At 51.6% G+C, this 17898-nt stretch carries 16 protein-coding genes and 4 pseudogenes; 8 read left to right on the top strand and 12 right to left on the bottom strand.

Translation table 11 applies throughout. The features are described from left to right. Positions 1 to 64 precede the first annotated feature (64 nt). Positions 65 to 649, bottom strand: coding sequence for an NUDIX domain-containing protein (locus ACNQ0T_RS03155; protein WP_058676643.1), 585 nt, complete (start codon positions 647 to 649; stop codon positions 65 to 67). Between the two features lie 86 nt (positions 650 to 735). Here ACNQ0T_RS03155 and ACNQ0T_RS03150 point away from each other — a divergent pair, with 86 nt between their 5' ends. Together ACNQ0T_RS03150 and ACNQ0T_RS03145 are read left to right on the top strand one after the other, a co-directional pair. Continuing rightward, on the top strand, positions 736 to 1494 hold the full coding sequence (locus tag ACNQ0T_RS03150) for a DeoR/GlpR family DNA-binding transcription regulator (protein ID WP_022648129.1): 759 nt from the start codon (positions 736 to 738) through the stop codon (positions 1492 to 1494). Positions 1495 to 1598: 104 nt separating this feature from the next. After that, positions 1599 to 2889, top strand: a pseudogene (locus ACNQ0T_RS03145) (glycoside hydrolase family 28 protein). A gap of 367 nt (positions 2890 to 3256) precedes the next feature. Here ACNQ0T_RS03145 and ACNQ0T_RS03140 read toward each other — a convergent pair. Next, on the bottom strand, positions 3257 to 4021 hold the full coding sequence (locus ACNQ0T_RS03140; RefSeq protein ID WP_045308118.1) for an SDR family NAD(P)-dependent oxidoreductase: 765 nt from the start codon (positions 4019 to 4021) through the stop codon (positions 3257 to 3259). 95 nt (positions 4022 to 4116) lie between these two features. Next, positions 4117 to 5139: an alpha/beta hydrolase gene (locus ACNQ0T_RS03135; protein ID WP_417929544.1), complete on the bottom strand. Its 1023-nt coding sequence runs from the start codon at positions 5137 to 5139 to the stop codon at positions 4117 to 4119. Between the two features lie 340 nt (positions 5140 to 5479). Here ACNQ0T_RS03135 and ACNQ0T_RS03130 point away from each other — a divergent pair, with 340 nt between their 5' ends. The 3 genes and pseudogenes from ACNQ0T_RS03130 (at position 5480) to ACNQ0T_RS03120 (ending at position 7371) form a co-directional block, all read left to right on the top strand. Beyond that, a complete protein-coding gene (locus ACNQ0T_RS03130) occupies positions 5480 to 6379 on the top strand; it encodes a LysR family transcriptional regulator (RefSeq protein WP_125392124.1) in 900 nt (299 codons plus the stop codon). Between the two features lie 92 nt (positions 6380 to 6471). Beyond that, positions 6472 to 6654 (top strand): annotated as a pseudogene (locus ACNQ0T_RS03125) (helix-turn-helix domain-containing protein); the annotation flags it as partial. Positions 6655 to 6669: 15 nt separating this feature from the next. Continuing rightward, the gene (locus tag ACNQ0T_RS03120; RefSeq protein ID WP_417929631.1) at positions 6670 to 7371 is read left to right on the top strand and encodes a LysR substrate-binding domain-containing protein; all 702 of its coding nucleotides are present in this window, start codon (positions 6670 to 6672) and stop codon (positions 7369 to 7371) included. A 230-nt stretch (positions 7372 to 7601) separates the two neighbouring features. On the opposite strand, the pseudogene ACNQ0T_RS03115 reads toward ACNQ0T_RS03120, so the two are convergent. Beyond that, positions 7602 to 8589 (bottom strand): annotated as a pseudogene (locus ACNQ0T_RS03115) (ISNCY family transposase). Between the two features lie 461 nt (positions 8590 to 9050). On the opposite strand from ACNQ0T_RS03115, the gene ACNQ0T_RS03110 reads away from it, so the two are divergent. Next, a complete protein-coding gene (locus ACNQ0T_RS03110; protein ID WP_417929542.1) occupies positions 9051 to 9236 on the top strand; it encodes a DUF4225 domain-containing protein in 186 nt (61 codons plus the stop codon). A gap of 51 nt (positions 9237 to 9287) precedes the next feature. On the opposite strand, the gene ACNQ0T_RS03105 is transcribed toward ACNQ0T_RS03110, so the two are convergent. Continuing rightward, positions 9288 to 9617 (bottom strand): hypothetical protein, encoded by a 330-nt coding sequence (locus ACNQ0T_RS03105; RefSeq protein ID WP_417929541.1) that lies wholly within the window; start codon positions 9615 to 9617, stop codon positions 9288 to 9290. 132 nt (positions 9618 to 9749) lie between these two features. On the opposite strand from ACNQ0T_RS03105, the gene ACNQ0T_RS03100 reads away from it, so the two are divergent. Then, positions 9750 to 10319 carry a hypothetical protein gene (locus ACNQ0T_RS03100; protein ID WP_063149949.1) on the top strand — a complete coding sequence of 190 codons (570 nt, stop codon included), beginning with the start codon at positions 9750 to 9752 and terminating at the stop codon, positions 10317 to 10319. 25 nt (positions 10320 to 10344) lie between these two features. Here the strand turns inward: ACNQ0T_RS03100 and ACNQ0T_RS03095 are convergent, their stop codons facing one another. The 3 genes from ACNQ0T_RS03095 to ACNQ0T_RS03085 form a co-directional block, all read right to left on the bottom strand. Then, positions 10345 to 10830, bottom strand: coding sequence for a GNAT family N-acetyltransferase (locus ACNQ0T_RS03095; RefSeq protein WP_063137753.1), 486 nt, complete (start codon positions 10828 to 10830; stop codon positions 10345 to 10347). After that, positions 10818 to 11084 carry a DUF1778 domain-containing protein gene (locus tag ACNQ0T_RS03090; protein WP_003857131.1) on the bottom strand — a complete coding sequence of 89 codons (267 nt, stop codon included), beginning with the start codon at positions 11082 to 11084 and terminating at the stop codon, positions 10818 to 10820. The genes ACNQ0T_RS03095 and ACNQ0T_RS03090 overlap by 13 nt, the downstream gene beginning before the upstream one ends. 63 nt (positions 11085 to 11147) lie before the next feature. Then, a complete protein-coding gene (locus tag ACNQ0T_RS03085) occupies positions 11148 to 12077 on the bottom strand; it encodes a LysR family transcriptional regulator (protein ID WP_417929539.1) in 930 nt (309 codons plus the stop codon). A 129-nt stretch (positions 12078 to 12206) separates the two neighbouring features. On the opposite strand from ACNQ0T_RS03085, the pseudogene ACNQ0T_RS03080 reads away from it, so the two are divergent. Then, positions 12207 to 12901 (top strand): annotated as a pseudogene (locus tag ACNQ0T_RS03080) (MFS transporter). On the opposite strand, the gene ACNQ0T_RS03075 reads toward ACNQ0T_RS03080, so the two are convergent. The 4 genes from ACNQ0T_RS03075 to ACNQ0T_RS03060 form a co-directional block, all read right to left on the bottom strand. Beyond that, positions 12880 to 13437, bottom strand: coding sequence for a hypothetical protein (locus ACNQ0T_RS03075; RefSeq protein WP_417929537.1), 558 nt, complete (start codon positions 13435 to 13437; stop codon positions 12880 to 12882). The pseudogene ACNQ0T_RS03080 and the gene ACNQ0T_RS03075 overlap by 22 nt on opposite strands. A gap of 120 nt (positions 13438 to 13557) precedes the next feature. Continuing rightward, a complete protein-coding gene (locus tag ACNQ0T_RS03070) occupies positions 13558 to 14694 on the bottom strand; it encodes a type 1 fimbrial protein (protein ID WP_063149945.1) in 1137 nt (378 codons plus the stop codon). A gap of 23 nt (positions 14695 to 14717) precedes the next feature. Beyond that, complete coding sequence (locus ACNQ0T_RS03065) at positions 14718 to 15296, bottom strand: fimbrial protein (protein WP_063849052.1); 579 nt, start codon at positions 15294 to 15296, stop codon at positions 14718 to 14720. Continuing rightward, positions 15296 to 17878, bottom strand: a complete 2583-nt coding sequence (locus ACNQ0T_RS03060) for a fimbria/pilus outer membrane usher protein (protein WP_417929536.1) — start codon at positions 17876 to 17878, stop codon at positions 15296 to 15298. The genes ACNQ0T_RS03065 and ACNQ0T_RS03060 overlap by 1 nt, the downstream gene beginning before the upstream one ends. Between the last annotated feature and the right edge of the window lie 20 nt (positions 17879 to 17898).

The following is a 17898-nucleotide window of genomic DNA, read 5'->3' as shown; positions in this document are numbered from 1 at the left end:
GTGTTCAGCAAGAATAGCACAGGCAAATACCTGCGCAGGGGCAGGTATCCGGATAAACGTGAGATTATAAAATGCCTTTCAGGGCCACGTGATAAAGCAGCATGATGGTTTTACCGTCGACGATCTGGCCATTCTCGATGCCACGAAGCGCGTCGTCCAGCGTCATTTCCAGCACGTCGATATCTTCCCCCTCTGCTTTAACGCCGCCGCCCGCGCTGGTCCGATCCTGCGGGTGATATTCCGCCAGATAGAAGTAGAGTTTTTCGGTAACGGAGCCCGGGCTCATATAGGCCTCAAAAATTTTCTCTATGCGCGTCACCTTATACCCGGTTTCCTCTTCCGCTTCGGCCTTAATCCGGCTTTCCGGGTCAAGGTTATCGAGCAACCCGGCAGCCGCCTCAATGAGATCCTCTTCGTGACCATTGATAAACACAGGGAAACGAAACTGACGTGTAAGAATGACTGTTTTGCTGTCGCGATTATAGAGCAGGATCGTCGCGCCATTCCCGCGGTCATACACTTCACGCTCTTGCCGCTGCCAGTCACCATCGCTGCGCTGGAGGTCAAAAGTGTATTTTTTCAGGTTATACCAGTTGTCGGACAACGTTTCGCTGTTGATGATGCGTATATCTGCACGTTTTGATTGCACGTTTGGCTCTCCTCTCGTAGAGTATGCATCATAAACAGCATTTTCGTGTAATTACAATAATTATCGTGCAACATCAGGAATAATTCATGCTCACAAGTCAGCGTAAACAGTTGATTCTGGAAAAGCTGGAAGCGGAAGGCCAGGTCCAGTCAACTGCGCTCAGCCTCTTTTTCTCGGTGTCTGAGGACACTATCCGCCGGGATCTACGTGAACTGGCGGCAGAAGGGCGTTTGCAGCGTGTCCACGGCGGCGCGCTTCCGGCATCTTCAGCGATTGCGCCTTTTGCCGAGCGTCAGTCCGTTAAAATGGATGCAAAAAAACGCGTGGCACGTCGGGGCGCGCAGCTCATTTCACCGGGGCAGGTGGTGATCATTGATGGCGGGACGACCACCTCAGAACTTATTACCTTCTTGCCGCCAGATTTGCGGGTAACCGTGGTGACGCACAGCCCGGGTATTGCATTGGGGCTGGTCAACCATCCGTGCATAGAGGTGATCCTGATTGGCGGTCGTTTGTATAAACACTCCATCGTCACGGTCGGCGCGGCCGCTATTGAAGGCATCAACAATATTCATGCGGATCTGTTTTTCATGGGTGTCACCGGCGTGCATCCTGAGGCCGGGCTGACCACCGGAGATTATGAAGAAGCATGCATCAAACGTGCATTTTCCGGCAGAGCGGCGGAAACGGTGGTATTGGCCTCACCGGAAAAGATCAACACGGCCTCGGCGTTTGTGATTGGCGATTTGTCGCTGGTGAATACGCTCGTTGTTGAAAACACAACGGATGAACGCTGGGTCAACGCTATGAAAGAAAAGGGCGTTGCGGTGATCGCCAGCCAGTAAATATCCGCTTTTTTGCCAGCCTGACTGCGTGGCTGTCAAACAGACAAAGGTTATCCATCACGCGGATTCCTAGACTAAGGCTTTCATCTGTTTAAGGAAAAGCCATGAAAGCGATCTCCATTCTGGCGTATGGCGCGGACCCAACCGCGCAACGCCTGGTAACATCCGCCATTCAGCAGGCCATAAATAGTGCTCAACAGAACGATGTCATCGTTATTCCGCAAGGCCGTTTTCTGACCGGAGCGTTGTTTCTGAAAAGCGGTGTTTCACTTCGCCTGGACGCTGGCGCACAGCTCGTTGGAAGCCAGGATCTGGCTGATTATCCCCTGATAAATACCCGGGTGGCCGGCATTGATATGCGATGGCCGGCAGGCATTATTAATATCATCGATTGTGAAAACGTCAGCATTACCGGTACAGGCACGATAGACGGGCAGGGTGCAATTTGGTGGCAACGCTACTGGGGCGATGACGAGCGCAGCGGCATGGTCGGCGATTACAGCGCAAGAGGATTGCGCTGGGTTGTTGATTATGACTCAGCGCCCGCGCAATATTCTGGTCTTTGAAAGCCAGAGTATTCTGCTGCGTGATTTTACCAGTCGGGAGTCCGGATTCTGGAACATGCACCTCTGTTATTCGCGCCATATCGCGGTTGAGGGCGTGCAAATCAGCAATTCTGCGGGGCCGAGCACCGACGGGATTGACGTCGACTCCTGCGAACAGGTGCGGATTGAACGCTGCATTGTGTCCTGCAATGACGACAATATCTGCATCAAATCAGGACGAGGACGCGAAGCGGCGCAAAAAGCTCGTGCCGCGCGGGATATAGTGATTCGAGGATGTACGCTGAATAAGGGATCCGGGATCACACTGGGGAGTGAAACTTCAGGTGGCATTGAACGCGTCCTGATAGAAGATAACGCGTTTAACGGAACGGGCGTCGGGTTTCGCATTAAATCTGCTCGCAACCGGGGTGGATTTATCCGTGATATCACCGTACAAAATCTACGGCTTACGGACGTGCGTTTTCCGGTGCTGATCCAACTGAACTGGTTTCCGCAGTATAGCTATGGCGACCAGAGCAATTTATCTGATAAACCAGAACACTGGCGCAAACTGGCTGAAGGTGTTGAGGGCGAAGCCGGTCTTACTGCGGTCAGCGGACTGACGATTAAAAAAATGACGGCGCGTCGATCAGACAGCAAATGCTTTTCGCGGGCATTTTTCATCGAGGGATATCCGGAGCGTCCTGTGGTTGGGTTAACGCTGGAGGGGATTTTGATTGACGCGTCAGAGTTCGGGAAAATTTCTGGTGTGGATGGGCTGCGCTTTAAGGATGTACAGGTGACTGCCGTGGAGATCACGCAAGACCGTAACGACAGTTATGAACGTTGATGGCACAGAACAGAGGTACATGATGCGCGGAATGAGCAGAACAAGGATGGGTCTGAACTGGCTGGATTTACTCGTATTCAATCTATGTCAAAGCTCACTGGAATTGTCTAATCACTGGCTCGTTAGAAATGTCTATATGTTGAAAAGTCTGCTTAGTGCCCCGATTAATGCAGGAGAGTTATGAAAGCGAAGGTTTGTTGCGTTTAGTAGTAAGGTTACGGCAATAATCCCTTTGAAGGGTAAGGGCTTAAAAGGGAAGGATGACCGCACACGCAGTTTTATGAGAAAAGTTGAAAAAGCCCTGATAAACAGGGCAGTGTTTCAATGAGGAAAAACAAACAAAGGGTAATAATCAGGGCATCCATGCTTAGCGCATGGTCAGGCCACCATCAATCGAAATTGACTGACCTGTTACGTAGGACGACGCATCACTGGACAACCAGAGGACCGCATCGGCGATTTCTTCCGGATTACCATGACGCTGCAACGGAACGGCTTTCACCATGGCTTCCAGGGCTTCCTTCTGACCCGATGCGACCATCGCATCGACCATTGGCGTCCAGATAAGACCCGGGCAAACTGCATTCACACGGATGTTCCGGCTGGCATATTCAAGTGCTGCACTCTTGGTCAGGCCCAGCACACCGTGCTTCGCGGCGTGGTAGTTCGCACGTTCTGCGCCGCCCACAATTCCGCCGATAGAAGAACAGTTAACGATAACACCACTCTCCTGCTTGCGCATCTGCTGAAGCTCATACTTCATACATCCCCACACGCCCCGGAGGTTCACGGCATTAACGCGATCAAAGTCCTCCACGGTGGCGTCCGCGATTTCAACAAGTTTATTCTGGACACCGGCATTATTAAAAGCGATATCCAGACGGCCGTAAGTGGAAACAGTGAACTGAACCATCGCTTCGACTTCATCAAGGTTTGCCGCATTGCAGGTAAACGATTTAGCTTCAAAACCACGGGAAATCAAATCATTTGCGGCTTTATTTACCAGCTCAGAATTAATATCCGCTAACACAACGGCAGCGCCCGCCTCGGCATAAGCACGTGCAGTTGCAAAGCCAATACCGGATGCGGCACCGGTAACCAGCGCAACTTTATTTTTCAGTGAAAGATTCATAATTTTTTCCTCTTAATATTAAGTCAGCAGAATGACCATCCGCCTAATTCAGGCCTTTATTCTGCTTGTTCACATATACCTGCGTGAGGTTATGATTAAAGGTTTTTGCTAAAGAACTCTGCCAGTTTATTTAAGGCAGGGTTAACAAATTGTGGCTTGTCATATAAATCAAAATGTGAAGCACCAGGAATAATAACCAGCTCCTTCGGCTCTTTCGCTCTGTCATAGGCCTGCTGGCTGAATTTTCTTGTTTCAGCTTTTTCTCCGGCAATTAACAGCACCGGACGGGGGGAAATCAAATCCATATGCTCCAGTGGATAGTAGGCCATATGGAGTCCGGGGCTCGTGACGACATAACGGTTATGGGCATTCGGATGCGCGCCTCTCGGTGTCAGGTAATAATCGGTCGCCTCCCGGACAAAGTTAGGCGTACTGGCATTTAACGTATCCCGGGAAGGCAGCAACTGCTGAACCAGCACCGGCGCACCGCTGGCCTCTTTGTTCAGTTGTTCATCCACGCTTTGCATTAACTTCGTTCTGTCGCTTGCCGTAACCGGCAGGCCTTCAATACCATTGCGGGTCGCATCGCCAATGTCGTAGGTGACGACACCGGCAACAGCCCTGACGCGTAAATCATTCTGCGCTTCGTGCAGCGTATAGCCTCCACCGGCACAGATCCCCAGAGTACCAATGCGGCTGGCATCAACCTGCGGCAGACTGGCAAGATAGCCTATGGCGCTGCGGATATCCTGTACGCGATCGGACGGATTTTCCAGGTCACGCGGCAACCCACCGCTTTCTCCATAATGCGACGCATCGTAAGCCAGCGTAATAAATCCACGCTTTGCCAGCTGCTGTGCGTAAAGCCCGGACGTCTGTTCCTTCACGCCGCCCCAGGGATGAGAGACTACAATCGCCGGATATTTTCTGGCGCTGTCATAATCAGACGGGAAATATAAATTGCCCGCCATGATGATGTCGCCATTTTTAAATGTCACTTTTTGCGACCCCAAAACTTTGACACCCTCTGCAACAGTTGAAGGAATTTTTTGAGCAGCTATAACAGAGCCTGCCGCCAGCAGTGAAGCACACAAAAGAGACACCTTAATTAAGGACATAGCATTACCTCATTGATGATGATTGACAGTAGCTACTGTATAAATTGAAAACGCAACCTGAACCACATGGAATATATTCAAACACACTCGACTTTATTTTTTCAGGCGTCCATAGCCAGCCGGAGAATATCAATGGTGATATAATCTCGTGGCAGACAGATAAAAACTTTATTGAAGAGTAGCCAGTGGTTAATAATGTACATGACACGGGCTCAGTTAACCACCCAGCCTCGTTTCTTGCATTCATAAATGAAATTCATTAATGACCGTGATATCTTATCCACATAATCTGGAGACACTGTCGTCGTCCGGAGGGACACACAGCCGGTGAGAGAGGAAGATGGCAAGAGAAGGGTTCAGTGAATTAATCGCACTCATTGCAGTTGCCCAGACGGGCAGTTTTACTCGTGCAGCAGCTCAGCTGGGAGTCACACAACCTGCTCTCAGCGCAAGCATACGCGGGCTTGAAGAACGGCTGGGAGTGCGTCTTGTACTGCGCAGTACACGAAGTGTTGCGCTCACGATGGCGGGTCAGCATCTCGTCGATCGTCTGGTACCGGAGTTTGAGCAGATCACGAATGAGCTGGAATCGCTCAATGACTTACGCGACAAACCTACCGGTACGCTGCGCATTACCGCCATTGACTACGTGATACGCTCGGTTCTGTGGCCCCGGTTAACCCCTTTTCTGAAACAGTATCCGGACATTACCGTTGAGCTTATCAGCGAGTATGAAAGCGTTGATATTGCGGCCCGGGGATATGATGCCGGTGTCCGGTTTGGGGCCGATCTGGCCCAGGATATGATTTCCGTTCGTATCAGTGCAGATGTTAAGAATGCGGTTGTTGGTTCAGCAGAGTATTTTACGCGCCACCCGATCCCGCAACATCCGACCGAACTGAGCCAGCACAGCGGGGTTCGTTTACGTATGTCCACATACGGTGGGTTGTATGACTGGGAGTTTATTGAAGGCAATCGTGAGTTCAGCGTCAAAATCAACGGGCCGGTAATATGTAATAACGTTTACGACATACTGGAGGCAGTCAGACGGGGTTTCGGTCTGGCTTATCTCCCGCTGGATATGGTACAGCCATTGCTTGACAGCGGAGAACTGGTTTCTGTGCTCCAGGAGTGGTGCCCTCTCTGGCCAGGGCTGCACCTTTACTACCCAAACCGGCGACAGCATTCCAGAGCCATGAGCCTGATGGTGGAGGCTCTCCGCTTTCATGCGAATGACTGAACCGGACGTCACTGTCAGCCCTTAAAACCAGAGCAGTGGATAACCACTTCATGTTATTAAACAGATTTTCTCCAGAGAACAGGTGACGAACCATGTCAGGCGAAATATTCCGGGATCTTATCGCATTTATTACCATCGCCCGGCACAGAAGTTTTACCAGAGCGGCCGCTGAGCTTGGCGTTTCGCAATCAGCATTAAGCCATACCATTCGCAATCTGGAAGAGCGGATCGGGCTGCGTCTGTTGATAAGAACCACACGCAGCGTTTCGCCGACGGAGGCCGGTAAAAGGTTGCTGGAACGCGTGTCGCCCAGGCTGGATACGATTGCCAGTGAGCTGACCTCCATCAGGGATTTGAGCCGCACCATTGCGGGCACGGTGAGAATGACGGTCTCAGATTTTGCCTATAAGACTTTTGTATGGCCACGCCTCAGCGAAACGCTGCGCCATTATCCGGACGTCAGGCTTGAACTCTCTCTTGATGCAGCACTGACCGATATTATTACGGAGAGATTTGATGCCGGTATCAGGGACGGTGATTCGCTGGGCAAAAATATGGCATCTGTGCGTATCAGCCCGGATTTACGTTATTCAGCAGTTGCCTCTCCTGGTTATGTTCAGGATAAAGGACTGCCGCCTTCACCCGGTGATTTGGCTCAGTATTCCTGTATTAATACCCGCTTTACGCCTGGGGGAAGCACAACGCCATGGATACTGAAGGAAAATGAAACCGGGCAGATTTTCCGGCCTGCGGGCCATCTGGTCTTTAATTCATATTATGCTGCAATGGATGCGGCGCTGGCGGGTTACGGAATTGCCTTTTTACCGGAGATACTCAGCCAGCCATGGCTGGATTCCGGAAAACTTCTGCCGATCCTGCCTGAATGGTGGGCAGAACGACCGGGTTTTTATATTTATTATCCGGGGGAACGTCAGATGTTGCCTGCGCTCTCCATGATTGTTGAAACGCTGCGGTATGAGCCGCCAGTATAATTCCATTTCTGCTCAGAATCGCCTGACCCGGGAAGCAGTGAACGGCCAAGCTTATCCACCTGGCCGTTACAAAGAGCCTTCGTCCCCGGAGCACATGCCCGAAATACGCCTGATAGCCGGATGTGCAGGTGTGCGGCAGTTCCGATCAAGTCTTTCCCGACGCCACAGCACACGCTGAAGGATTATTCTGCATTCTATGGCCCGTGCAGATGTCTGCCATAGTATTCAGCTCATTTTTTTGTCCCAAAAATCTCCTCAGAACGTGATTGCAGTATCTTCAATGCTTCAAGCATATCGTCACCGTTAAGCGAACGCTGGGATTTATTCTCCGTTGGTTTTCTCCGTCTCCGCGAGGGGCCATCTCCGGCAGGGAGTGCCTGCGAACGGTTATTATCGCGTTTATCCTGAACAAGCTTGATAAATTCAAGTGTCCGCCCGAGGCGTTTGTTGTCCACGATAGCGCCCTGGTCGATTTCCTGGAGTCGATCATAGGTGGAGTAGGGAAGAACAGCGCCGTTAAGGCGGAGTTCTTTATGTCCAGCCACCGGTAGCGTTTTTATTGTTGATTCTGAAGACGCTGGCTTTATCGCTGTACAGCGCCAGGGGTTTGCCATGCTTCTCCAGATAGCCCCGCGTGGCTTCAAAATAGGTGAAAGTCGATTCCGATTTCACGAAACGGAGTTGCATCAGGCGGCTCGTCGCATCATCAACGTAGACCAGGGCAGTACAGGCAGGCGCACGGTTCTCGAACCAGTGATGGTCGCAACCTTCAATCTGGATCAGTTCGCCGCAGCAAGCCCGGCGATAGCGTGGCTGCTGAATTTTTGGCGCACGTTTCTTGCGGGGAACCCAGAGCCCGGTTTTTATCATAAGCCGTCTGAGCGTTTCCTTACCAAGAACAATACCGTGATTTTCAGCGAGCTTTTCCCGCGCCAGTGTGGGGCCAAAATCGGCATAGCGTTCACGGATGATATTCAGGGCCTGATCAGTCAATGATGCGGGAAGCAGGCGATTTCCGGTGCGGCCACGACTCTGGTTATTCATGCCCAGTGGCCCGGACTGACGATAACGTTTCAGCAGACGGCTGCAATGGCGCGGCGTGATACCGAGCATTTCGGCTGCCTGACCAGGACGCAGGTTGCGGTCGATGACATCCTGAAGGATTTTGAGGCGGTTGATTTCTTTCACGGTGAACATCCCGGTGTCATGTATAACCACAGAAAACTCCTCATCAGGAAAAGTGAGTTGTTGACTAGGCATACAGGTCTGAGAACTATAGCCTGGACATTCCTAAATGAGCCACAAATAGACATTATCATTGAGCCCCTGCACCGTAGTGCGCATAATGTATATTATGTTAAATTAGGTAGGTTTATTCTTTAGTTCATGAGTTCCTCTCTTTCAGGAGCTTACCGATGAATCAGTCGGTTGCCTAAATTTAGTTGTGGACTTACGATGACTTCATAACGCAAAAATTACGGGGCATCCGCAAAGTTCATGGCATATTCCATCTAACATTTATCGAGGAACAACCAGAGAACTCATCTCATAGTTGATGATGTGACTACCCTACCGGTTATGTTCGCCACAATTTATGGAATGAATGAACTGAGCAAGAAACATCTGGGGATTCAAGAAAACATTCTGTGTTCGCTGCGTTTCTAATAGCGGACGGCGCTATGTCCATAGCGGAATTTATGGGGTTCAGTCGCGATGTTGGCCTGGGGATCTTTAATGCAACCACGCTTGCAGCCAGCGTTTATGGGGTGTTTGGTATGACTGGTAAAGCTGAGGCCTGGCGTCTTTTCCGTTATCTTCCCGGAGACTATTACCGCAAGGTGGAAACCATGTCTCTGGGCAACTGACGATGAAGGTTATGGGATGGGGGGTGAGCGCGAAGGTGGTACTGGAACTCCTTACCCGTGATGACCGGAGTCGCTGAACTGTGTTCTCATCAGCTTCCATGATTTATAGCCAAGTCTGACCGGCATCACCAGAAGCAGAACAATTAGCAAAAAGACGACGGCAACCACACAGGAGATAACATGGCTGGCGCTGCCAAAGATCGCGGTGAACAAGGTGATGATGGCCATCCCGCCGGTGATCCAGGCTACCGACAGGAAATAACCGGCCAGATCCTTCAGAACCTTTTCCTGCGATTCCCCCGTCGCCTGATGACGTTTGATTCGCTCGATATCCTTACTGGTGAATCCTGCCGCTATGAGTTCCTGGTTTTTCACTATCATTCACGTCTCCTTTAACCTGAAAAAATAATACACTATTTATAAGATCGGTTCCTTGCTGCTTTTGTTTTAAACTTCCCGGATTGTTGTAATGGGGGGCAGTTTGGATATAGAAAATAAACACTGAGTATTTAAATGTTTAAAGTTTTAACCCGTCGCCTGCAATATTGTAATGAGGTGTCCGCCAGCATAAAAAATGCCGCCCCGAAACAGTTGCAGCAGCTGAAGACGCAGCTGGCTGATGATATGGTTAAGCCCGTGGGGCTTCATTCCATGGGTATTCCGGCAGCGGTTAGTACGCTCGGGGTGATTGTCAGTTTCGCCATTCCGCAACTGTGGCTGGGGTATGGCGTACTCACCGCGCTCGGCCAGCCAGCAGAGCGCGTTTTCGTGTGGGTTGTGCTGATCGCCCTGCTCTTTGCCGGCATCAACGGAGTGACGATGTTTATGATTGGCAAAGGTAGCATGCGCGCCGTGCGGTTACATCTTACGCTGGCGGTGCTAAGCCTGGTATTAACGGCAGCCTATCTGCTGGCTGCGCTGAGCGGTACTTCTTCTCCGGGCGTCAGCCTGACCGCGGCACTGGTAAGTATTGTCATGCTTGGGCTTAGCGGCAGCTGTATCCTCTCTACCGCTTTCTATAAGATGCTGCTATTTACTTTGCATAACAGAGTCTGGCGCAAGCTTATCAGCCAGACGGGCTGAACATTCATTCCATAAAATCCCGCCGCTACTGAGGAAGCCTGAGAAACAGTGTCCGTTCCTGAGTCTGCGATGCTTTAAAACCATGGTGGATATAAAACGCTTTGGCGTCCTCAGTGAGTGCATGAACCATGATCGCCCGCACCCCAATATTCTCTGCTACCCGATAACAGCGTAAAACCGCATCCTGGAGTAAATCGGCTCCCAACCCATTTCCGCGTATTGAGACATCGACAGCCAGACGGGCAAGAATAATCACGGGAATGGGATCCGGCATGTTACGCCGCAAATTACCTGTCGCTTCCGTATGGTTAACGCTGCCGGTAGCCAGAGAGTAAAATCCCGCGACCTGCTTTGTGCCCGTTTTACAAACGACAAACGTTCGGGCTGCGCCAAGCGCCTGGTTTTTCAGACCTCTTTGTTTTAACCATTCGTCAAGTACGGCCTCTCCACTGACGAACTCCGCCAGTTGATGGACGCTGGATAAGGGCTCTGGGGCGGTTACACGTCCCACTGAGGTTTCCTTGCCAGCAGTTTTTCTATGGCAGGATCGTCGGCGACCGGGGCATCAAGCATATCAATGAACTCTGCATACTGTTCATCGTTAAAATTGAATACACGCCGATCGAGGATCACATTTTCGGCTGCCTGACAGGCCATCTCCAGAATGAAGTCAGTACGTGATTTATGTAGGATCTCTGCGGCGGCATCGATAAGCGCCCGCTGGGATTCTTTGGCTCTAAGATTGAGTTGAACATCTGATTTCATGGGTATACCTCTTGTATAGCAATTGCTTTACAAGCATAGCATAAGCGGCGCGTATAGCAATCGCTATACAAGTCCCTTAATCATGTCTGACCTCTTCACTCTGCATATCGCAAGAATTTGCTCTCTCAGCCAGCGGTGCGCGGGATCGCGTTCCATTCTTGGGTGCCACATCTGTGATACCGTAATTTGACGGCTTTTGAACGGCAGCTCGAAAACGTGTACCTGGTCCGTTACCTGCTGATTGAGTAAATAGAGCGCGGGTATCATGGCGATAAGATCCGATGCCACCGCCACGGACAGCGCCGTCGGAAATCCCGGTACGACGCTCGCGATTTTACGTTTTGTTCCGAGTTCGGCCAGCGCATCGTCAACGGATCCGTGCAGTGCACCCTCGGGTGACGCTACCACATGGCCCCAGGCGACATAATCCTTCACCCCTATTTCTGCCTGCTTAGCCAGCGGATGCCCCTTACGCACGATGCCCACAAACCGATCCTCAAACAGTCGTTGCAGCCGTATTTCAGGCCCCATATTACTCTGGACGCCAATCTCCAGATCAACCAGCCCTTCCCGAAGATAGCGCGACGTTTTTTCCGGCTTAGGCGCAAAGCGTATACAGACGTCCGGCGCGGCGTCGGCCACAGCCGCTATAAGCGCAGGCCCAAACGCCACCACAAAACCATCGTTTGCCCTGATGGTAAAAAGTCGCGCCAGGCTTCGCGCGCTGAACGTTTCAGTTGAGGGCTGTAATACCGCCCTGGCCTCGTGCACTGCACGCCTGGCATGATCCCGGGTCGCTTCGGCCCACGGGGTCAGTACCATGTTACGTCCGGCGCGCACCAGAATCGGGTCGCCAGTGACGTCGCGTAACCTGCTTAATGTCCGGCTCATTGCCGAGGTGCTGAGGTTCAGACGACGTGCCGCGCCTGCCACGCTCGCTTCGCTCAGCAATATGTCGAGTGCTATCAACAAATTAAAATCGGGTTCGGACATCTCCTTCCTCCCTGCATATTCAGATAAGGCGTTTCATGCAACGATAAAGTGTAAATGGTGCGCCTTCCGCCCTGCAAAAGCCATCTTTATAGTTTTGTCATCCACACACTCTTCTCTAAGGACAACAAGATGAAGCTTTTTTCCAGCCAACCCGGCGACGATGGACTGCCTGGCCCGACGCGCGAACGGGTGATGGCCGCGATAATGACCACCACGTTAATGGGCGTGTTTGATGGCACCATGATCAACATTGCCCTGCCCTCCATGGCTCAGGGGATGCAGGTGCCAGCCAGTTATGCCGTCTGGTTCGCCAACGGGTATCTGCTGGCGGCTGCAATGACGCTGGCGATATTCGCGGCGCTTGCGGCCCGCCTGGGTTATCGCCCCGTATTTCTGGCGGGCCTGACGACCTTTACCCTGACATCGCTGGGTTGCGCGCTGGCGAAAACGCCCGAAGTGCTTATCGGTATGCGCGTGCTTCAGGGGATCGGCGGCGCAGCGACGCTGAGTATTGCTCCCGCGATACTGCGGTCCGTATTTCCCGGACGGTTTGCGGGATGGGATTTGGCTGCTTTCAGAGTCCCAATAACCGGGAAATGCTCTCAAACGTTAGTCGTGACTATGCGAGCTATGCATCCGGTGTGTTATCCATTATGCGCACGTTCGGGCAGTGTCTGGGGGCCGCCGCTGTGGGCGTACTGCTGGCGACAAATGAGAGAGCAATTCATGCTGCACTGTGGATCGCTGCGGCGGCTTCTGCGGTAGCGGTCATCGTCAGCGCGAGCCGACTGCGTAAAATCACTCATCCTGCGGAAACAGGTTGAGCGAGCAAAAGCTCCCGGGTCGCATCTTCAAAATTAGGGCGCGGCCCGTACACCACTTTTACATGCTGTAATTCATTAATAATTTCATTACTAATGTCGTGACCATAATCCACTGTAGAGGCGCTATCTTTATTGAAAACGACCGAATAGTGATGATCTATTCTGTATTTTTCAACGGTATCAGATATGACTCGCTGGCTTATATGCCGCAGGCGACCCTGCTCTGCCCGCAGTTGCGTGTTTTTACTCATATCATCGATCGCTTTCATTTCACGGCGCAAGGGTTCTGGCAGAGCATAATATTTTTTCTCAACTTTAAGCGCGGATTTTTTAGCTAATGCGAGAAGTATTTCGTTCTGCTTTTTTTCCTGTGCCAGTAACGGTGATTCACGCAGGATCCGCTTATAAGAAATACATGCAACCCCTTTTTGTCCGGCGTGAGGCTTAAGGTGACCGTTAAAAGAATATAATCCTACAAGACACACAAAAATTAACAGAATGACTGAAAAGCGTGGCTCAGACCGTTTAGTAATCATTGTCAGTTCCACCGAATAAATAGGGTCGCAGAGGAAATGTACACGACAGAAACACATAACGGTAGTGCAGAGGTGTACAAAAATAAACCGCAGCGCTACCCCCTGTCATGATCAAAGGTATCAATTATATTTAAGGGTGATTGTCCCGGTGGCATTTGCTTGCCCTGGCGTGACAACGTCACTGGTTTTGTAATACCACGCTTTGAAACGTAAGGTTTCAGACTCTCCGGCCCCGCCTGCATTTGCCGGATCGCTATAGGTTGTTGCGGAGCCGATATCAGCAAGCGCGGTACCATCGGCAGCAAGACCACTGCCTTGTGATGCGGCTTTTACACGACTGGAATTAAAAGCTTGCACCTCCTGACCAATGGCCCAGTAGGTAAAACTGCGTAGCGCCGGTTGATAGGCTGATATCACGACCCCCACACCGGTCGCCGTCTTACCCGATTCAGACTGGTCTAAGGCAATCACTGAGCCATTATCATTGTCGCCCTCGGCAAGCGGCCCGTTGATGGTCATGGTCACGTTGGTGCCTGGCTGACAGCTCAGACCAACATCCTGTTCGGGTCCTTCCACCATCTTAAGATTATCAAACGCAGAGGTATCCACATCGCCCATATTAAACAGCAGGGAAGAAACGGATGCTGAGCATCCCATCGCATAGACTTCTATCTGCGTATTTGATAAATAGACTTCTGACGCATTATCACCGTTATCCGAACTGCTTTGCCCTTCACGAAATTCCACCGTCGCCAGTTTGCCGCTCTCGAGGGCCAGATTACCGCCCGGGATAGTACCCCCCGTCGCAATCAACTGCACACGATAGGCCGAGCCCGCCAGCGTATGGCTGCTCTCGCCATCGCCGGACTGCCATGAGTTATCAACCGCACGTTCATAATCATACGGACCGGCCTGGTTAAGCGTGTAGGTCTTAATGCCGATACCCGGTATCGTGGTCGGGTAGATATTATCTCCCACCGGCGACGCCGACGCTAAATGAGTCGGGTTATAATGAAATCCTACGTAATAATCCCTGCTACAGTTTTTAATCGTGACATCCCCATCCGTCCCGCTGATATATCCAGAATCGTATAACACTTCGCCAAAGGTATAATTTTTCGCACTGACCAACAGTTTCGAGGGTAATGGGATCGTCGTAACGGTAACATCATCGCCGTTATCCCGGTTACAGGCTGCATGACTTAATAGTGGGACTGGCCCCAGCAATAACACCAGATAATATAAATATTTTGACATGAAATTAGTCTGCTCACTTAAGCTCAGTTATAAACAACATTCAATGTAATCGCACTGCTGAATGCACCCGGTGTTGGGGTCCCATGTGGGGTATACATTCGGGCAGTAAAAGTCATCGCGCCGGTTTGGTTTTCGAGCGCAACCGGGTAGCTCACGCCGTTGGCCAGCGCGACACCGCTGATGGGATGTTCGTGATCACGGATAAACAACTGAAGGCCGACATCGGTCGCGCCGCCTGCATCTGCCGCTACCTGATTGGCGTAAATGACAGAAGCATAAGCCGGATCTTCAGCGTAAGGTGCGCCTGTAAAGGTAACCGTTGCCTGGCTTAACCCTGCGGTGCAGCTGTCAAACGCGATGGTCACTGGCACATTTCCTGTGTTCCCCCCCGCTACGGCAAAGTCTTTCCAGTAATATTTCCCGAGGTCGACTGCCTCCGGTTTGGTGACGTTACATGAGCCATCAATAATGTTTCCGGTGACATGGAACTCAATATCATTGCGATCGGTGTACGCCATTGCCGGGGACACGCTCAGCATGAATACCATTCCCGGGCCGATGAGCGATTTAAGGCCGGAACGGAGAAAAATGAAGCGTGACATTAATTTGCTCCCGATACGGGATGGCAAACCCCGTTGATGAATAAAATATCGGCCTCTGTTTTTGCGCCGGCAAGTGTGTAATCAACGGCGCACTGCTTGTTCGCCGCCTCCCCCCACTTAACAATTAACCGCCCTTTCTCGGCGAGCCCGACGAGATACACTTCCCCGCCGTCGCCAACAATACTGCTGCGCGTGTCATCCGACTCGCCGCTGGTTTGTGTTACTACTGCGCCAAACGGCACCGGTTTACCGTTGTAGGTCAGCGTCATCATCGCCTTTTGTCCAATCCAGGTGTTGTACTTCACGCGTACTACCGCCCCTTTGGTCGGCACCACGGTTTTGGCGATGTTATCAATGGCCGCAGAAGTATCGCTGGCATCCACTGTGTTGAGTGAGATCGAGTTGCTGTGATACGGACGAACGTACGGCACAATGGCGTTACCGAAATAATCGGTATGAACGTTCGTCTGCCCGTTGATCGGCATACCGGAAACACCCGGTGTTTCAACCAGCGCTACGCTATCGTTCAGCTGACGCGCCAGGGTGATACCGTCGCGATGCAGCACCATGCCCCCGCGCAGGCTGTAATTCACTCGTCGGCTGTAATCGTCGTAGCTATAGCCTGCGGACATATCGGCATAAGTACTTTGATAACCCACAGTGACATTGCCGTTAGTAGCTTCAGAATCGGCGTTATAGCCTTCTGAAACCTGCCAGTTCAGCTGGTTTTCCTGCATCGCGGTACCGGAAATTCCGATGTTGTGCGTGGTATCGCCGTTTTTACTACTGTTCATCGAATAGTTAGCCGAAACAGACCGGGCCGCTTCACTGTGGCTGAAGGCGCTGAACGGTACGCTCAGGTTAAGCGAGAAGACGTTATCGTCGTCGTAGTTATCGGAATCGTTATTGTAACCGCCATTGACGTTTTTAGAGTGGGCATAGTTCAGCGAGTACGACACCGGTCCAAGCGTGCTGCTGAAGCCCAGGTTCATGGAGTCCGCATGTTCACTGTTCCAGTAAGAGGCGTCGTACATGCTCAGTGACAGGGTGCCGAAAGGCAACGTCTGTGAGATTGTCACATCAAAACGGTTTCGCTCCCGGCCATTATCAATAGTGCTATTGCCCGGATCCCAGTCATTGAGGAAGTCCTGAAACGAAAGATAACCCCGGGTTGAAAATTTATAACCGGCGACGGCAATATCGGTGTTGGTCTGCTGAAGCGTCTTACTGTAGCGCACGCGATACGACTGGCCGCTATGGTGTTCCTGTTGTCGCATGTTGTCCGGCTGCGGGATATCCGCCCACGACTGGGAAATATCAAATGAGAGCGCTCCGGCGCTGCCCATATTAAAACCGGTTCCGGCAATCAGGTTGGAATAATTGTCTTCCGCCTGAATATAGCCGCCGTAAAGCGTGATCCCTTTTCCGACGCCCCAGGCCGCTGATCCCTGAATAAAGTTAAAATCCTCTGCACGTGAACCCGACCCGTCCTGACGGGTTTTGCCCGCCACCAGGCCATACTGCACCTGACCTTCACGTTGCAATACCGGCAGCGTGGCGTAAGGCACAATAAAGCTACTTTGCGTACCGTCGGACTCTTTGATCACCACCTGCAGATCGCCGGAGCTGCCGGTCGGATACATATCGCTGAATTCAAACGGTCCCGGCGGCACGGTAGCCTTATAAATGCTGTGACCGTTCTGGTATACCGTCACTTCGGCATTGCTGCGGGCTATACCGCGTATTACAGGGGCGAAGCCTTGCATGCTGTCCGGCTTCATATCGTTATCCGAGTACATCTGCACCCCGGTGAAACCGACGCTATCAAAAATGCCGCCGCGCGTGGTTCCTTGTCCCAGCACCAGCTGGCTTTTAAGAGATTTAATATCCCGTGAGGCGTAGGTATACACGGAATCCCAGTCATTTTCGGATTCGGAATGGGTATAGGTGGAATAGTTGCGAAAGCGCCAGGCGCCTACGTTCAGCCCCGGTTGCAGGCTAAGAAACTGATTACTGCTGTCGGTGCCGTTGCGTTGATGCAGATCCTGTTGACCTGAGACGCTGTAATTAAGTAAACCCGCCGTGATCCCTTCATCCCAGCGCTCCGGTGAAACATAACCCCTTGCGGTGTTAAACAAAGCAACCTGCGGCAGGATCAGGTCGAAACGCTGCTGCGCCAGATCGATTTTTTCGTCCGCGCCGGGGATGGTAAACAGATCCACACATTCGCTGGCTTTTTCCTGTTCGCCAAAATAGTTATCGACACGAACGTTCCAGGCTTTCAGCTGAGTGACGTTTAAGCATGCCCCTGTGCGGTCTGACGTAGGGGCACTTTTCAACCGTCGAAAAGAGAGGGTTTTACTGTCTACCAGATTGCCGTTGATAAAAATGTCGACGTTATAGTCCCCGGGCGGCACCTCATCTTTGGCAAACAGACTGAGATCCATTGCTGGCACTTCTGCGCTGTCTGTTTCCAAAAGATGAGGGTTGAAATGTTCCTGCGCACGTGCGCTGAAAGAACTAAAGACAACACTGAGCCCGAGCCCTAAAGAAAGGACGTAGGTTTGTTTCACTTTTTCCATTGTAACCCTGTATCCGTGCG

This window comes from Enterobacter cloacae complex sp.6700776 (assembly GCF_048284255.1).
GTDB classification, from domain to species: Bacteria; Pseudomonadota; Gammaproteobacteria; order Enterobacterales; family Enterobacteriaceae; genus Enterobacter; species Enterobacter intestinihominis.
Note: the sequence above shows the minus strand (reverse complement) of the source record. Positions and strands in the feature narration are given on the sequence as shown.

Excerpts from the sequence above, each read along its gene's own strand:
- ACNQ0T_RS03150 (WP_022648129.1), top strand. The coding sequence starts at position 736 with ATGCTCACAAGTCAGCGTAAACAGTTGATTCTGGAAAAGCTGGAAGCG.
- ACNQ0T_RS03140 (WP_045308118.1), bottom strand. The coding sequence starts at position 4,021 with ATGAATCTTTCACTGAAAAATAAAGTTGCGCTGGTTACCGGTGCCGCA.
- ACNQ0T_RS03135 (WP_417929544.1), bottom strand. The coding sequence starts at position 5,139 with ATGTCCTTAATTAAGGTGTCTCTTTTGTGTGCTTCACTGCTGGCGGCA.
- ACNQ0T_RS03130 (WP_125392124.1), top strand. The coding sequence starts at position 5,480 with ATGGCAAGAGAAGGGTTCAGTGAATTAATCGCACTCATTGCAGTTGCC.
- ACNQ0T_RS03110 (WP_417929542.1), top strand. The coding sequence starts at position 9,051 with ATGTCCATAGCGGAATTTATGGGGTTCAGTCGCGATGTTGGCCTGGGG.
- ACNQ0T_RS03105 (WP_417929541.1), bottom strand. The coding sequence starts at position 9,617 with ATGATAGTGAAAAACCAGGAACTCATAGCGGCAGGATTCACCAGTAAG.
- ACNQ0T_RS03100 (WP_063149949.1), top strand. The coding sequence starts at position 9,750 with ATGTTTAAAGTTTTAACCCGTCGCCTGCAATATTGTAATGAGGTGTCC.
- ACNQ0T_RS03090 (WP_003857131.1), bottom strand. The coding sequence starts at position 11,084 with ATGAAATCAGATGTTCAACTCAATCTTAGAGCCAAAGAATCCCAGCGG.
- ACNQ0T_RS03085 (WP_417929539.1), bottom strand. The coding sequence starts at position 12,077 with ATGTCCGAACCCGATTTTAATTTGTTGATAGCACTCGACATATTGCTG.
- ACNQ0T_RS03075 (WP_417929537.1), bottom strand. The coding sequence starts at position 13,437 with ATGATTACTAAACGGTCTGAGCCACGCTTTTCAGTCATTCTGTTAATT.
- ACNQ0T_RS03070 (WP_063149945.1), bottom strand. The coding sequence starts at position 14,694 with ATGTCAAAATATTTATATTATCTGGTGTTATTGCTGGGGCCAGTCCCA.
- ACNQ0T_RS03065 (WP_063849052.1), bottom strand. The coding sequence starts at position 15,296 with ATGTCACGCTTCATTTTTCTCCGTTCCGGCCTTAAATCGCTCATCGGC.
- ACNQ0T_RS03060 (WP_417929536.1), bottom strand. The coding sequence starts at position 17,878 with ATGGAAAAAGTGAAACAAACCTACGTCCTTTCTTTAGGGCTCGGGCTC.